This is a genomic window from Parabacteroides caecihominis (genome assembly GCF_023656785.1).
Lineage (GTDB): Bacteria > Bacteroidota > Bacteroidia > Bacteroidales > Tannerellaceae > Parabacteroides > Parabacteroides segnis.
Genome location: NZ_JAMOKS010000015.1, coordinates 57,398 through 74,479, shown reverse-complemented (window position 1 = coordinate 74,479; position 17,082 = coordinate 57,398). Strand labels below are relative to the sequence as shown.

The 17,082-nt window shown below is 34.1% G+C and carries 16 protein-coding genes; all 16 read left to right on the top strand.

All coding sequences use genetic code 11. From position 1 onward, the window contains the following. Window positions 1–2: 2 nt before the first annotated feature. The 16 genes from NBH14_RS14140 (at window position 3) to NBH14_RS14065 (ending at window position 17,061) form a co-directional block, all read left to right on the top strand. Window positions 3–1,679, top strand: coding sequence for a tetratricopeptide repeat protein (locus NBH14_RS14140; RefSeq protein WP_186958956.1), 1,677 nt, complete (start codon window positions 3–5; stop codon window positions 1,677–1,679). A 144-nt stretch (window positions 1,680–1,823) separates the two neighbouring features. Beyond that, entirely contained in the window at window positions 1,824–2,240 is a 417-nt protein-coding gene (locus NBH14_RS14135; protein ID WP_186958955.1) for a DUF3244 domain-containing protein, read from the top strand. A gap of 58 nt (window positions 2,241–2,298) precedes the next feature. Then, the gene (locus NBH14_RS14130; RefSeq protein ID WP_186958954.1) at window positions 2,299–3,462 is read left to right on the top strand and encodes a tail fiber domain-containing protein; all 1,164 of its coding nucleotides are present in this window, start codon (window positions 2,299–2,301) and stop codon (window positions 3,460–3,462) included. Between the two features lie 7 nt (window positions 3,463–3,469). Continuing rightward, window positions 3,470–3,946: a hypothetical protein gene (locus NBH14_RS14125; RefSeq protein ID WP_186958953.1), complete on the top strand. Its 477-nt coding sequence runs from the start codon at window positions 3,470–3,472 to the stop codon at window positions 3,944–3,946. Between the two features lie 32 nt (window positions 3,947–3,978). Beyond that, window positions 3,979–9,945, top strand: a complete 5,967-nt coding sequence (locus NBH14_RS14120) for an FG-GAP-like repeat-containing protein (protein WP_186958952.1) — start codon at window positions 3,979–3,981, stop codon at window positions 9,943–9,945. Window positions 9,946–9,986: 41 nt separating this feature from the next. Then, window positions 9,987–10,475, top strand: coding sequence for a hypothetical protein (locus tag NBH14_RS14115; RefSeq protein WP_186958951.1), 489 nt, complete (start codon window positions 9,987–9,989; stop codon window positions 10,473–10,475). Window positions 10,476–10,507: 32 nt separating this feature from the next. Beyond that, the gene (locus NBH14_RS14110; protein WP_186958950.1) at window positions 10,508–11,197 is read left to right on the top strand and encodes a hypothetical protein; all 690 of its coding nucleotides are present in this window, start codon (window positions 10,508–10,510) and stop codon (window positions 11,195–11,197) included. 32 nt (window positions 11,198–11,229) lie between these two features. After that, complete coding sequence (locus tag NBH14_RS14105) at window positions 11,230–11,760, top strand: Imm26 family immunity protein (protein WP_186958949.1); 531 nt, start codon at window positions 11,230–11,232, stop codon at window positions 11,758–11,760. 126 nt (window positions 11,761–11,886) lie between these two features. Next, window positions 11,887–12,501 (top strand): GIY-YIG nuclease family protein, encoded by a 615-nt coding sequence (locus tag NBH14_RS14100; protein WP_186958948.1) that lies wholly within the window; start codon window positions 11,887–11,889, stop codon window positions 12,499–12,501. 106 nt (window positions 12,502–12,607) lie between these two features. Beyond that, entirely contained in the window at window positions 12,608–13,114 is a 507-nt protein-coding gene (locus NBH14_RS14095) for a hypothetical protein (protein WP_186958947.1), read from the top strand. 49 nt (window positions 13,115–13,163) lie between these two features. Beyond that, complete coding sequence (locus NBH14_RS14090; RefSeq protein ID WP_186958946.1) at window positions 13,164–13,679, top strand: hypothetical protein; 516 nt, start codon at window positions 13,164–13,166, stop codon at window positions 13,677–13,679. Between the two features lie 122 nt (window positions 13,680–13,801). Beyond that, window positions 13,802–14,278, top strand: coding sequence for a hypothetical protein (locus NBH14_RS14085; RefSeq protein ID WP_186958945.1), 477 nt, complete (start codon window positions 13,802–13,804; stop codon window positions 14,276–14,278). Then, window positions 14,275–14,583, top strand: a complete 309-nt coding sequence (locus tag NBH14_RS14080) for a hypothetical protein (protein ID WP_186958944.1) — start codon at window positions 14,275–14,277, stop codon at window positions 14,581–14,583. The genes NBH14_RS14085 and NBH14_RS14080 overlap by 4 nt, the downstream gene beginning before the upstream one ends. Before the next feature lie 10 nt (window positions 14,584–14,593). Then, window positions 14,594–14,986 carry an A1S_2505 family phage non-structural protein gene (locus NBH14_RS14075; RefSeq protein ID WP_186958943.1) on the top strand — a complete coding sequence of 131 codons (393 nt, stop codon included), beginning with the start codon at window positions 14,594–14,596 and terminating at the stop codon, window positions 14,984–14,986. A gap of 230 nt (window positions 14,987–15,216) precedes the next feature. After that, on the top strand, window positions 15,217–15,804 hold the full coding sequence (locus tag NBH14_RS14070) for an RNA polymerase sigma factor (protein WP_046145180.1): 588 nt from the start codon (window positions 15,217–15,219) through the stop codon (window positions 15,802–15,804). Between the two features lie 87 nt (window positions 15,805–15,891). Then, entirely contained in the window at window positions 15,892–17,061 is a 1,170-nt protein-coding gene (locus NBH14_RS14065) for a FecR family protein (protein WP_186958942.1), read from the top strand. Window positions 17,062–17,082: the final 21 nt, after the last annotated feature.

The following is a 17,082-nucleotide window of genomic DNA, read 5'->3' as shown; positions in this document are numbered from 1 at the left end:
ATATGAAAATATGTTTATTGCCTATCTTTTTGTTTATAATGATTTTATGTTTTTCTTGTGACCGGGAAAGAAATAAAATGATATTCTCCGAATCGGAATCTTTACTTGAATCCGATCCGGATAGTGCTTTGACCATATTGAATGCAATCCTTTATCCGGAAGATTTGAACAAAGAAGAATACAATCGTTATGTTTTATTGAAAATTCAGGCAGAATATAAATCCTATCAAGATATAACATCTGATTCGACTATTCTTGCTGTACGGGATTATTATTTAAAAAAGAAAGATGATCATAATATTGCTTTGTCATCATATTATTGTGGTTGTTATTATAAAGAGTGTGGAGACAAAAATAATGCGATGAGGTTTTTTCTGGAGGCTGGTGAGTATGCGGAAAAATGCGATGATTATGGTTTGAGAGGACTGATTCGGAATGCGATCGGAGTCTTTTTGCTGGATCAATTAGATTGTGAAGGAGCGATACAATGTTTTCGTGAATCTGCTGCTTTTAACAGACTTGCAGGGTCTTTGAAAAATGAGGCAATTTCTTATATACAAATTGGAGATTGTTTTCAGTATTTAGAGGAACCGGATAGTGCTTTACATTATTATATGAAGTGTCTGCATCTGATTGATGGAGAGAGTTTGTATCGGGAACAATCTAATGTCAGGCAGAATTTAGGTATATTGTATGCTCAAAAAGGAGATTTAGCAAAAGCAATTCAAATTCTAAAAGAAGCATTGGAATATACATTCAGTCAAGATGATCAAATAAAAATATACGTGTCTTTGTTAGATCTATATACGGCTAATCATCAGATAGATTCGGCAAATGTTTATATGAATCATTTAGTACAGAAGAAAGATAGTGTAGAAGATATATATGTAAGAGCCAAATTATACCGAATCCTTTCAGAGAAGGCAGAACTTCAGGAAAAAGATTCGGGAGTTTTAGAATATCATAAAATGTATGCTGAGAGTCTTTTACAGGTAATCGAAACAAATTTGGATAAGAGTTTACTTGAACTTCAGAAAAAATACGATTATGAAAAAGTTCGTTCACATAATATTCGTTTAAAATTAGAAAAGACGAATATCTTTATTGGTTTTGTATCAGTTTCTTTGTTAATAGGTGTTGTAATATTATTCTTAATTAGAAAGTATAGACAACGTAAAAAACGAATATTGGAATTAGAAGAAAAAATATCGCAGTTGAAAAGGATGTCTGAAAAGTATGATGAAAACGAAAAAACATTTATGTCTTATTTACTTAAACATTTTAATGTTTTAAAGAAGGTGTCCGGTTTGGAAATTTATATGAATAAAGAAAAATCCCATAAAGATGAATTTTGGATAAAAAAATTTAACGAAATTGTCTATGGTCAGAATACTTTAAACTGGGATATTTTATATGACATAATGAATAAGTTACATAATGGATTTTTTATCAAACTAAAAGAGTTATATCCACAAATGAAAGAAGTCGAATTTCGGATTATTTGTTTGACTTATTCTGGCTTTTCAACAGAGGAAATAGCAATTATTTTAAACTTGAGTATAAATACAATTAATACTAAGCGTTCGGCTATACGTAAAAGTCTCTGTATTGCTCCTTTTGCTAATTTGTGTGACTTTCTGGATGAGAGATTGAAAAATAGACCTTTAACTAATAATTGAAAAGTTATATATTGGGTTTGTTATTTGCTTGATTATTAATGATTTTATTGTGTTTGCGCTTGGGTAAAAGTTATATGCCTGAAGTGTGATAGTGAATAGTGACTAAATTTACTCCATGATTAATAATTTATAAAGAGTGAATTTATGAATTTGACTAAAACATTATTCGGTATTTTGATAGTAACGGCAGGATATTCCTTTATCCCTTGTATTCAAACTCGGATTTTTGCATCCGGTAGTAATGAGTTGTGTAATGTTGTAAGCTCTTCAAAAGTATATTTGAAAGGTAGTTTGTCTACTCCTACAACACGAAGTGTTTTCCAACCGATTGAAGTCTTTCAGGAAGATAAAACTTTGATGATTTATTATTTATGTGAATTGGGGGAAATAGAAATCTCTCTTAGTAATGAACAGGGGTCTATTGTATATTCGAAAAAAGTGTCTATTTCTAAATCAACTCAAACCCTTATAAGATTGAATGATTTTAGTTCTGGAAATTATACGATTAAATTAAAAAATGTTGAGGGTGAAGAATTGTCCGGATTAATAAATATTAAGTGATAAATCATTCCTATTATAACTGTACAAATAACAAATCACATAAATAAATTATATTGATATGAAAAAGAAAATTTACCTATTAACCTTTTTGATTACTTGTCTTTGTTTTACCTCAAATGCTCAATTGAGATTATTGGAAAATGGCCGTGTGCAAGTGGGTACCTTGAAATTAGAAGGTGAAGATGCTCAAAATGTGACGACTATGCAAATTTTTGGTTCTTATGGTGATATGCGAGCAGGTTCGAAATTGACATTTGGTGATTTTGGACAATTTCCATATAATGGTTGGAATGTTTTTATAGGAGAATATGGCACTACTGATTCTGATCAACTGTGGTTGCATGGTAAAAACGGTATCTATTTAACCAGAGGCGGACAGGCCAGTAATATTATTGCTTATTATAATCCGGCTTCCAACAGTAATTTTGTATTTAATACAAATCTCCGTGTGAACGGAGTCGATATAACTTCTGATGCCCGGTTGAAAGAAAATGTTCAGTCGCTTCAAAATCCGTTGGATCTTCTGTCTCATGTGAGTGGGGTGACTTATAATTATAAGCTTTCCGAAATAAACAAATATCGTGAACCTGATAAATTGAAGTTTACTGAGGAACAAAGTATACAAGAAAATGCATCAGATATGCAAACATCCATGGATGCAGCCTCCATTGAGAAAGCAAACAGAGACAAACAGCTTCAAAATGTGATTGACCGCAAGGAAGCAGAAGAGGCATCTCGTAAGAGAATAGGTTTTTTGGCTCAAGATGTAGAGAAAGTATTGCCTGAATTGGTTAAAACGGATGAAGATGGTGTAAAATCTATTGATTATATTGGCTTTATTCCTTTATTGGTTGAAAGTATCAACGAAATGCGACTTACTATCCAGGAACAACAAAATGAGATAGAGATGTTACAAAGTTTACTGTCTGTAGAAACGAAATCTACATTGCGTTCAGCATCTACTGACAATCCAGATATGGTAGAAGGTGCAAAATTATATAATAGAGCCGGTGCATCTGTTTCTTATACGTTGCCGTCTACTTTTAGTAATGCGTATTTGCAGGTGTTCGATATCTCTGGAAGGGCGGTAAAGAAAATTACACTGACTGTTGCTAATGACATTGTAGAAATTAATCCTACCGAAATTGGTTACGGAACGTTTGTCTATGCCTTGTTTGTGGATGGACAGAAAGCGGATACGTTGAAGAAATTTGTAAATTGATTTAGCTATGAAAAGATATAATATACTTAATACATACATGAGAATATGTATGATGTTTTTCCTTTTGTTTGACTTTGTAGATTCAGTATATTCAAAAAGCTTTAAAATCGCAGAAGAATCAAATAGAACTTCGGATCTGCTTGTATCTGATAGTGTGAGAATAGAACAACAATCAGATAGCATCTCTGTATTTGCTACAAGTTCCTGTGTTAATACTTTTGAAAACCAGACGGTTTCTTCAAAACTTTCAGTTCAAGGATGTAACACTCTTACATTACAAAATGTGACAGTATCCTCTAACGGAGATTTAACACTATCTGCTCCGGATGCTATTTTGATAAATGGTTTATTTGAAGTGAAGCTAGGAGGCCTCTTGAATATAAAAAGTGAGTTAACTCAATGGACTTTCGATTATGGATACGATAATTCTGGAAATAGAAAAATGCGTAGTGCAAATTCCGTAAAATTGTCTAATGTAGATTAATTTTTGTAAATCAGGGATTAAAAAGACATGTTATGAAGAAAAGAATAAGTATATCAACAATCGTATTACTTTTTGTTGCATTAAAAATATTGGGACAAACGAATCTGAAAGTCCATACTTTAGGCAATTATGATAATAAATTATCGGACACGATAAGAATTGAAACAGAGTTGATGCCTTCTTCACTTAAAGAACTATTGGATTCCCGTACGAAAGACGACAATAAGGAGTTGGAACAACCGAATGTGGCTACATTTTCTGTAGATAAAAGTAAAGAGGTTGGAACGATTGTCGGCACAGTCGATATTACAGAAACTGGTAGCGCCAACTATGTAATTCCAATAGAAGTACCAAAGGGAATAGCGGGATTAGAACCAGCAGTTTCAATTAATTATAACAGCCAGTTTGCTAATGGTTTAATGGGGTATGGATGGAATGTGGCTGCATTTTCAGCAATATCTCGTTGTGGTAAATCATATTATTATGATAATGTAACTGAAGCACCTCAACTCTCCAGTTCCGATAATCTGATGCTTGATGGGCAACGTTTACTATTGATTTCGGGACAAAATCTTGTAGATGGAGCCAAGTATAGGATGGAATATGATCCATTTACAGAAATTACATATAAAGTAGTAAATTCAGTTCTGTGCTTTGTGGTTAGGACAAAAGATGGAATGACAAAAGTTTTCGGTTCCACTTCTGATTCGAACATAGAGGCTTCGAGTGGAAGTACATTATTTTGGGTATTATCAAAAGTGACAGATAAGAATGGTAATACAATAAATTATAAGTATGATGAAATAGTAAACAATGGTGAGTTTTATCTTACAAAGATCGAATATGCTGGAAACCGCAGTTTAGAATTTGCTTATGAAATAAGAAGCGATAAGCAAAAGACATATTTTGCCGGTGTACAGATAAATAATAATAAAATACTGAAAAGTATTTCTACATATATAGGCCAAACCAGGATCAGACAGTATCAATTTAACTATACGAATGATGGTTTCTATTCTAAATTAATTGAATTGATAGAGGTTGGGCAAAATAGTAAACAGTACAATTCAACTGTTATAAATTATGGGAGTAGTGAAGCTCAACAGAATGAATATTTTTCAAGTTTGTCACAAAAAAGGGAAGGGAATAAACCCCTGTTTGCAGATTTTAATGGAGATGGAAAGGCCGATTTTCTTTCATATCCGGAAAAAGATTCGTATACGACTTCAGATGTAGCTACTTTATTTATAGCACAGAAAGTTTATGGAAGTGTAGACTTTGTTAAAAAGTGTACTATTCCTATTCAGTCTTCATCTGGAGTGTTTCAGGGTTTTCTTTTAGCGGATCTGAATGGAGATGGATGTGCAGATGTTGTTAATATATCTAAGGCTTTAAACGGAACTTATCGTTATAATTATTATATGTATGATGGAGAGAAGCTTACATATGATTACAAAGGATTTAATACAGATAGTAATGAGGCGATTGTAGGTGATTTTAATGGTGATGGAAAACAAGAGGTATTGATTATTAATAACCAGAAGGTTTTTGATGGTGATGGGAAGGAAATAGCTTCGGGGGGTATTGATGATTGGGGCAGTGAATATATTGAAAACTATTATCCTAATAATAGATATCTCTGTGATTTTAACGGAAATGGTAAAGCCAATATACTTGTAATGAATGCTTCTGGAGGTTGGGTGTATGAACTAAGTGGGAGAACTTTTGTTCGGTTAAGTACTTTTAATACGCCTGAAGTAAAAAATTATTATTTTCCGTATTTTGGAGATTTTAATGGTGATGGTTATACTGATATTTTAGTTCAAAATTATACTTCAGGTAATTTTGATGATGTATTTATCTTATTTTCCACTGGAAAAGGATTTATTAAGCAAAAAATATTAAATGCTGATATTAAAGCAAAAGTTAGAGTGGCTGATTTCAATCGAGACGGAAAGTCTGATATATTCCATATGGAAGTAGTGAACAATTCGGTAAGGATGAAAGTTGGTACTTTTAACGGCGCAAATTTTACTACTGCTTATTATTCAACATCTTTGACACCTTCCCAAATATTTGTTCCTGATGAATATGACAATTATCTTTTACAAGTTGAAGATTTTGATGGAGACGGTAGAGGGGAATTTTGTTGTGCGAGATATGTGGATAGTTATATAATTCATTCTTTTACAGATAATCAGACTTTACTAACAAAAACAATCACTAATGGACTTGGTGCACAGATATCATTTCAATATGCTCCAATAACAGAGGAGAGTGTTTGTTCTAGTAGCAATAATAATTCTTATCCGGTATCAGGTAATAGAGTTCCTTTATATGTAGTCACTAATGTTGTTCAGAATGCGAATGGATATAGTGAGAATATATATTATCGTTATAAAAATCCCCGGATTCATTTACAGGGAAAAGGCTTTTTAGGATTTGGTAGTATTGAGGCGGAAAATTATAATAAAGATAGAAAGATAACAACTCTTTATGGTTATAATGAATATTATTATCCTTTTATTCAAGAACAAAAGGTAACAACAAGAGCAGGAGCAAATGTATCTACTTCAGTCTATGAAAACTCTTATGTATACCAAGGGAATAAACGTGTAACTCCTTATATAAGAAAGTTGACGGAGACGGATCATTTGACAAGTACTGTGAAAACTGTTGATTGTACGTCTACTGATAGTTGGGGAAATCCATTAACTGTTATTACTAAGTATGGTAATGATCTAACAGAAACAGTAACAAATACTTACTTGAATAGTGGAACGGAAAATGTATGGATATTTGGTTTGCCTCTTTCTCAAACGAAGCGAATAACAAGGGGAAGTGATAGTTGGATAGAAAAGCATACATTTGAGTATAATGACAAATATTTGCTGGGAAAGTCGATTGAATATACTTCGGATGGGACTAAGAAGGTATTAGAGAATATTTTTGGATATGATACATTTGGAAATATAACAAAGAAAACAATTAAAAATTATTCTTCTTCCAATGAGTTGATAACCAAATATGAGTATTCTTCGGATGGAGTTTTTTTAACAAAGGAGACAGATCCATTATTGTTAGAGACTACGTGGAGATATAATTCACTGGGACAAATCGAATTGAGCACAGACCCTTTAAAGAAAACAACAACGTATGAATACGATAGTATGGGGGATTTGGTTAAAACTATTTTTCCTGATAATACATTTTCAACTACCATATTAACATGGAGTGATTCGCCGACAAATGCCGTTTATTGTGTGACAGAGAGTACTCCTGGTAGTCTGGTTACGAAAAAATTTTATGATGCTTTTGAGCGAGAGCTAAGAAGTAGTATAATAGAATTTGATGGTTCCGAAAGAAAATATGATAAGAAATACGATAATGCCAGCCGTATTTCTCAGGTTTCTCTACCGTTTAAAGGAAGTTCTGCAACGAAATGGAATATTTATAATTATGATAATTATGGACGATTGATACGTTTAGCTTATGCCTCAGGAAAATCAGATACATATTCTTATTCCGGTACGAGCATAACGTTGACTAAAAATGGCATTTCTTCGGAACAAAAATATAATTCGAAGGGAGAATTGGTCTCTGTATCTGACCCCGCTGGAAAAATAACTTATAATCTGCGTCCTGATGGTCAACTTTCAAGTGTTGTGGCTCCAGGAGATATAACAACGGCTTTTGAATATGATGAATATGGCAGAAGGAAAGCGATTGTTGATCCAAGTGCAGGTAGAAAAACTTTTACTTATGATGAAGCCGGAAACTTGAAAGAAGAGACCGATGCAGACAATAGAAAAAAAATATATTTATATGATGCATATGGGCGTATTATATCGAAGGAGTTTCAGAATGAATTCAAAACAACGTATAATTATGAAAAAGATTTATTGAGTTCTGTAACTTCTACTAATGGAACCTCACATACGTATCAATATGATAGCGGTATGTATGGTCGTCTCACTAAAGAGAGAGATAATGGTCCCGATGGAATGTGGTTGGAAAAGACTTATTCATATTCCTCCGGAAATTTGTCTTCCATTAATTTCACATCGCAAACTGGGGCTATCGGTACAGAATCTTACGTATATTCAAATGGGCATAAAAGTGAAGTGAAATTTGGTTCAACCAGTGTTTGGAAATTGAGAGAGGAGAATGATATGGGGCAGCCTGTGTCTGTAGTAACAGGACCATTAACACGCTCTTATTCTTTTGATGAGTATGGTATTCCGACAGGTAGAACGACTTCTGCCTCTAATAATCGGATATTACAAAATGATACTTATACTTTCAATCGTTCAAATGGAAACCTCACAACTCGTACAGATAATACAAGGGGAATACCTGAAAATTTCACTTATGATAATCTGAACCGTTTAACACAATTTGCTGGTGCTGTAGTTGCGTATGATATAAAAGGAAATATTACTCAAAAGGAAGATGTTGGCAATCTTTTTCATTATAATACACCCAATAAACCTTACGCAGTATCAAAAGTGGATGCTGCTCGAAAGAATGCAATTCCTCCGAGGAGTCAGTCGGTGAGTTATACATCTTTTCAGCGCCCGTCAACTATTACCGAGAATAGTTATCAAGCCTCATTTATTTATGATTTGGCTGGAAGTCGTAAGAAAATGCAGTTGAAATATAATGGGAATGTACAACTAGAGCGCTACTATTTAGGTGACCGTTATGAAGCTGACTACAAGAGCACATTGGATAAGCAAATATTGTATATTGGAGGAGATGCTTATTCAGCTCCGGCAGCTTATGTAAAACAGGGTAGTTCTTGGGCATTGTATTATATTTGCCGTGATTATCTGGGTAGCATAACGCATGTGATAAACAGTAGTGGAGCTGTCGTGCAGGAAAATAGTTTTGACGCCTGGGGGCGTTTACGTGATCCGGCTACCCGAATTGCTTATTTGCCGGGGCAGGAACCTACCTTATTTTTAGGTAGAGGTTATACCGGGCATGAACATTTGTTACAATTCGGCTTGGTAAATATGAATGCTCGTCTATATGATCCGGCCATAGGACGTTTTCTGTCTCCTGATCCGTTTGTACAAATGCCTGATTTTTCACAAAACTTTAACCGATATAGTTATTGTCTCAATAATCCATTGGTTTATGTGGATGAAGATGGGGAGTTATTTTGGTTTATTGTTGGCGGAGCTGCGATAATTGGAGCGATAACGAATGTAGCAACACATTGGAAGGAAATAAAAGCTATTGGCGGTTGGAAAGGTTTTTGGAAAGGAACCGGTTATTTTGTTGTAGGAGGAGTTGCTGCCGGAGCAGGTGCAGCAGCAGGCGTAGCGGCAGCCGTAGGATTTGGTGGAATGATGAGCGTTACTGCTGCTCAAATGGCTGCTGCGTCCACAGGATTTATACCGGGGGCTACCATCGGTGCGGCTGGTGGTGCTACAAGTGGCTTTGTGTTAAACACAGGGAATGGTTTGGTGGATGGCGATCGATTTGGTGGAGCTTTGCAGAGTGGACTAATGGGAGGTCTAACCGGTGGTATTTTCGGAGGATTATCTGGTGGATTGATTGGAGGGGCCCAGGCGTTACAGCATGGACGTGACTTTTGGACTGGCAAAGCTACAAATCGTGGATTGATGCCAACTAATACAACTTCTACAATAAAAAATAATGTAGGAGAGGGAAAAGTTGTGTCTAAGGACGAGAATACATATTCGGTATATCAAGGATTAGATAAAGAAGGTAATACTAGATATGTGGGGATAACTAAAAGAGAACCTGAAATAAGGTTTAGTGAGCATTTGGGTTCTGGAACAGATAGGGCTAATTTGGAATATTATGTGATTGATGATGCAACAAAACTAAATAAAATGGATGCCCGGATACAAGAACAAAATTTAATAAATAAATATGGTTTGTCAAAGGATGGAGGAGTATTATATAATAAGATAAATTCAATAGGTCCTAAATATTGGAAGCAATACAATATTAAAAAACCTTGATCCGTTATATTTGTATGCGGATGATTAAACTTTTAATTAAGATGGCAAAACGAATAGTAACAAAAATAGGAGATGTCTTTTGTGTAGAGATTGATAATCAGTGTAAAAGATATTTTCAGTATATTGTAAATGACATGGAGCAATTGAATAGTTCTGTGATACGGGTATTTAAATTACATTATCCGATTGACTATAAGCCAATCATTGATGATATTGTCAAAGATGAAGTTGAGTTTTATGCACATACAATTTTGAAATTTGGTGTTCTTTATGATGCTTGGTATAAGGTTGGTACATCAAAAGAGTTTGGTGATTTTTCGAAAGTCTTATTTCGATCGTCTGCAGATGCAGGAAATGGTGAAATGATATCTGAAAGATGGTATGTTTGGCACATTAATGAGCCACATGTTTATGTTGGTAAGTTGACGAAGGAATATCAGCATGCGGAAAGAGGAGGTGTAATGTCCTATACTTCTATTCTTGATAGGTTGAAGTATGGGGATTATATGAGTAAGTATCCTGGATATTGATGACTGAATATGAATTGTTTAATGTTTCGTAGATGAGGAGTGTTTCATCAAATGAAAAAAAAGAAGTATTGAAAGATTGGGGGAAATATTTTCCCAATCTTTCAATGTATTCACCTTCAGTCTTATTAATGAAATTGGACTTGGCTCTTATTGGGTTATCATTAATAAGGTTACCAAGGTGTGAAAAATACAGACCGTTACTTGTTTGTTATCCTCTATGGAAAAAAGATAATAAAGAGAATTTGGATGAACCAATATTTCTCTTTGAGATACATGGCAAAAATGATATTCAGTTTAATATCCCTTATAAAACAGAGCAAAGGGATGTTGTTGAGGCTTTTAAATGTACGCAAATGCAAGTAGGCGTCTTATTAAACGAAACTGTGTATGTAAAAGATCTTCTCAGATTTTTTAAATTATTATTTAGAGATGCATTAATTGAAAGTAGTCCAGTTGCTCAAGCAAAGATTTTGGAATATAAATTATTCATATCTATTTATATGAATGATATGTGTATGATAAAAAGTGTAAAGTCTGATATTGAGAGGATATCTGATACCTGGAATCCTAAATTATTTGAGTGGAAGTACGGCAAGGTTATAGATTGGCGTATGAAACTTTTTGAAAAGATTGAAAATAGAGATGCTTTTATGGAGCAAATTAGCCAGAATATGTCTGATGTGAAGATTTCAAAATTGAGATCCGGTCATATCTTATTGTGAAATTCATTTTTTGTGTTAAAATAGTTGCTAATATGGCAAAACGAATAGTAACAAAAATAGGAGATGTCTTTTGTGTAGAGATTGATAATCAATGTAAAAGATATTTTCAGTATATTGTCAATGATATGGAGCAATTGAATAGTTCTGTGATTCGTGTGTTCAAAACTCATTATCCAATGGATTATAAGCCTATAATGGATAATATAGTGAAAGATAAGATAGAATTTTATGCTCATACAGTTTTAAAATTTGGAATTTTATATGGAGCGTGGTATAAAGTCGGTAAATCAGAATACATAGGAGGTGAAGAATATCAAAAGATTTTGTTTGGTACATCTCAAGAATTTATAGCTCATTCTCCTACAAAAATAGAATGGGTGGATCCTGCAGAAAATTGGTATGTTTGGCATATAAATGAGCCAACTAGGCGGATAGGAAAACTTACAGAGAAATATCAACACATAGAAATAGGTTCTGTACTTTCATATATGGATATTGTCAATCGCATGCGATATGGTCAGTATACATTCAAATATAAAGGATATAAAAATGAGTCCACTTGAAAAAGTTGGGGGATAGGTCTGTAAAATAAACTGTGTCACGTGTTAATTTTTTCTTAAACTCATCGGTTGGGGATTGACCAGCGCCAAGGGGGATTTGGCAGGAAGTCGTAAGAGAATGCAGCTCAAATGGCTGCTGTGTCCACAGGATTTATACCGGGGGCTACCATCGGTGCGGCTGGTGGTGCTACAAGTGGCTTTGTGTTAAACACAGGGAATGGTTTGGTGGATGGCGATCGATTTGGTGGAGCTTTGCAGAGTGGACTAATGGGAGGTCTAACCGGTGGTATTTTCGGAGGATTATCTGGTGGATTGATTGGAGGGGCCCAGGCGTTACAGCATGGACGTGACTTTTGGACTGGCAAAGCTACAAATCGTGGATTGATGCCAACTAATACAACTTCTACAATAAAAAATAATGTAGGAGAGGGGAAAGTTGTGTCTAAGGACGAGAATACATATTCGGTATATCAAGGATTAGATAAAGAAGGTAATACTAGATATGTGGGGATAACTAAAAGAGAACCTGAAATAAGGTTTAATGAACATTTCAATTCTGGTACAGAAAGAGGAACTCTTCGATATATTCCAATAGAGAAATCTTTAAATAAATTGGATGCTCGGATAATGGAACAAAATTTGATAAATAAATTTGGTTTACAGAAAGATGGAGGACAGTTATATAATAAAATAAATTCAATAAGTCCTAGGTATTGGGAACAGTATAAAATAAAAAAACCATAGTTCAAAGACAAAAAAAAATTATATTGTTTAATGATATTGAGGAATTCCTATTTGTAAATCTTATATTTGTACATTAGTGATGTGAATATAATTGAAAGTAAACAATATGGTAAAACGTATAATAACAAAAATTGGTGATGTGTTTTGTGTAGAGTTTAATAATCAATATAAAAGATATTTTCAATATATCGTAAATGATATGGAAATGTTGAATAGTTCTGTGATACGGGTATTTAAAACTCATTATCCGATGGAGCATAAGCCTGTTTGTGATGAAATTGTTGAAGATGAAGTTGAGTTTTATGCGCATACAGTTTTGCGGGTAGGTATTGTAAATAATGCTTGGTACAAAGTCGGTAAGTCTAATAATATTGGGGAAGACGAGTATATGGGGGTATTGTTCGGTATATCACAAAATTGTATAGTTCATTCACCTACAGAAATAGAATGGGTTGATCCTGCTGAAAATTGGTATGTTGGTCATATAAATGAGCCACGAGTGCGCATTGGGAGGCTTACTGAAAAATATCAGCATGTAGAGAGAGATAGTGTAATGCCTTATATAGAGATAATAAATCGTATGCGATATGGGTATTATACGTTTAAAGTATAGAATATCAAAATGAATCATAAAAGCATGTTTTTTATTTGTAGAAAAAATTATGGCAAAACGAATAGTAACAAAAATAGGAGATGTCTTTTGTGTGGATATTGATAATCAGTGTAAAAGATATTTTCAGTATATTGTAAATGACATGGAGCAATTGAATAGTTCTGTGATACGGGTATTTAAATTACATTATCCGATTGACTATAAGCCGATCATTGATGATATTGTCAAAGATGAAGTTGAGTTTTATGCACATACGGTTCTGCGGGCAGGTATTGTAAATAATGCTTGGTACAAGGTTGGTAAGTCAAAAGATCTAGGAGGTGATGAATATATGGATGTACTGTTTGGAATAGCACAAGCCTGTATGGGAGATTCTCCTACAAATATAAAATGGGTAGATCCGGTAGAGAACTGGTATGTTTGGCATATAAATGAGCCAAGTGTTCGTATCGGAAGGCTTACAGAAGAATATCGGCATGTTGAGATGGGGCCGGTAATGTCTTATATTTCTATTGTTGATAGGCTTAGATATGGACATTATACAAATAAATTTCCAGGATATTAATCTGTAAAAGGAGATATGATGAGGTTAAATAAAAACTTATTGTCAAACAAAGATTGTACTAACTATTTATTTGGAAGTATAATCTTTGTTTGATATGAATTTAGGTGATTATATAATGATGAATGAAAGATGTGATTAATATAAATAATGTTTCTTCTCGTTTGATTGATTTAAATTCGATAGATAATAGTGAGGAGATTATTATATCTAACTCAATTATAGATGAGATAAATTTTGCATCTTTGATATTTTCGAAGAAAGTCTGTATCTCTAAGTGTATAATTGATAAGTTTGTAATTCATTCAAGTTGGTTTGAAGGGGGACTGAATTTTGTTGATAATATTGTTCTTTCTGATATTGATTATCAAATGGGAGGGCATAATATCACAGATTTTGTTTTGGAAAGAAATCTTTTTAATGGTTTTTTTAGCTTTTTCGATTGTCAGTTTGAAGGAAATGTTATAGTTAAAGATAATATCTTTAAAAAGGGGAGCGATCTTTTGCTTAAAGAGGATAAGGGGTTTGATAATTTATTCGAACGACAGTTGATTATAGAGAATAATATAGGTCATTTGGATATGTTTCTTGATTTAATATGAAAAAACGAATAGTAACAAAAATCGGTAATGTCTTTTGCGCAGAGATTGATGATAAATTTAAAAGATATTTCCAGTATATTGTAAATGATATGGAAATGTTGAATAGTTCTGTGATTCGAGTGTTTAAAACCCATTATCCGATGGATCATAAGCCTGTTTGTGATGAAATTGTGAAAGATGAGGTGGAATTTTATGCACATACAGTTCTACGGGCAGGTATTGTAAATAATGCTTGGTACAAGGTAGGTAAGTCAAAAGATCTAGGAGGTGATGAATATATGGATGTATTGTTAAAGCAGACCTAATAATTAAAGTATGTATAAACAGCGCATAACAAACAATCGGATACAGGACTTGAAGCCGGATGAGATTTTTGTATTTGGAAGTAATTTGGCTGGGGCTCATGGTGGAGGTGCCGCTCTCCTGGCTTATCGTAAATGGGGAGCCGTATGGGGACAAGGTATCGGTTTACAGGGACAAACGTATGCTATACCAACGATGCATGGCGGTGTGGATAAAATCTATCCTTATGTAAAGGATTTTATCTGTTTTGCAAAGCAACATCCGGAAATGACTTTTCTGGTAACAGAAATCGGTTGTGGAATTGCTGGCTTTCTTCCGGAAGAAATTGCTCCTTTGTTTAATGAGGCTATTTTGGTCGGAAACATTTATCTTCCGGAAAGGTTTTGGAAGGTTTTGATGAGTTAGTAGATTGATTAACATAGTAAAAACAAATAATATACCATTGGTTGTGCTCGTTTTCCGAATTGTGGCTATCTGTATTGGAAGTATGAACTGCATATGGAGTATTTGTTTGTTATGAGGTAAGTATTATATGCTTTTTGCTCAATAAAAAAGCATATAATAAAAAAATGGCTATATTTGGAAGCTGAAGTTAACCAGGTGAGGTAGACACAGGTTAGTCTATTAATGCTTTTATGAATGTAGCTGAAGAAGATATTATAAAAAAATTAGTTCAGGGAGATCGAGAGAGTTTTGACTATATTTATACTTGTTATGTGAATAATTTGTATGCTTATGGGAAAGGGTTCGGTCTTTCGGACGATGAATTGTATGATGTTCTTCATGATCTTTTCCTGTCATTGTTATCTAATACGAAAATTTTTGAAGGCGTTAGAAATATAAAATCTTTTTTGTTTACTTGTTTTAAGAACAGACTTTTAAATGTCTTAAAAATCCCCTATGAATATAGTGACGTAGAACAGTGTGAACATTTATTTGTTGTTGAGGTCGATTTACTGGATGAACTGATAGACCGTGAACAAGCTGCTATGAGAGTACAGAAAGTAAAATCTCTGCTGGATACTTTAACGGATCGGCAACGGGAAGCCATCTATTTAAGGTATATGCAAAAACTTTCCTATGATGAGATTGCAGATATGTTAGACCTGACCCAGAAAGGTGCACGAAAGTTGGTGGCGAGGGGAATTGAACATATGCGTGAGGAGGCAACCTCATCTGTTATTCCGCTATTTTTGATAATCTTTCCTTCTGATTGGATATAAAAAATCATTTTTTTAAATTATTTGAATTTTTGTGGGGGCAAAAAATGAGTGAGGTTGTCTTAATAGTAACAACACTTGTTTTCTTATATGAAAAAGAAAGTAAAAAATGATTTTTGGCAAGATGAGCGCTTTGTCCGTAACAGACTGTTGTCGGATGAAGAATCTACTGCATATTGGGAAGCCTATTTGAAGGAACATCCTGATAAGCAGGAACTTTATAAAGAAGCGTGCCATGATTTTGAAAAAATACAATTGAACAATTATTCTTTATCGGGGGAAAAGCAAAAGGAATTATTGGACAAGGTTTATAGAAGCCATAATGCACAAAAGAAAAAACAACATAACCTTTATTTATATGGGGCACTGGTTGCAGCCTGCCTGATCGGAGTTTTGTTTTTGATTCCGGTTTATATGAGTCATGATTCATCTGTCGGTCAAGATAGTTTGGCTGTTCTCCCGGTAAGCGATACTGTTCATACGGAAGTTACTTTAATCACAGATCGAGCGGAAACAATTGAGATTGAAGATAATGCTATTATTGCTTACGATTCAACTGTTTATGTACAGAATGCCAAAGGGCAGAAAAATTATTTATCAGAATCGAAGGTGGACCCGAAGGAAAAAATGGTTTACAATACCTTAGTCGTTCCCCGTGGAAAACGTTCCTCATTGCAATTGCCGGACGGATCGAAAGTATGGGTTAATGCCGGATCTGTTTTACGTTTCCCCTCGACATTTGCTTCTGAAAAGCGAATGATTCAAGTGCAGGGTGAAATTTATATAGAGGTGGTCCGAGACGAGTCGAAACCTTTTTATGTGCAAACTCCTAAATTTACAGTCAATGTGCTGGGGACGAGTTTTAATGTCTCTGCTTATTCTGATGAAGAACTTCAGTCTGTCGTTTTGGTTAAAGGACAGGTCGCTGTAAAAACAGAGATGAATGAAGAAATAAAATTAATTCCTAATCAAAAACTAGAGATGAACGATCATAAGAATAAAGTCGTACCAGTCGATGTGTACGACTACACTTCATGGAAAGATGGAATTCTTCAGTTTAAGGGAGAAACAGTTGCCGAAGTATTGAAACGGTTGAGCCGTTATTATAATGTAGAGATAAAGTGTGATCCATCAGTGGCCGGCAGGCGATGTGGTGGTGAGTTGATTCTTTTTGATGATGTAAATCAGGTGATGAAGTCTCTATCTTTGTTATATGAATTTACTTATCGGTTTGAATCGGAGACTATTATAATTGAATAATAACTAAAAATGAAAAGCCTA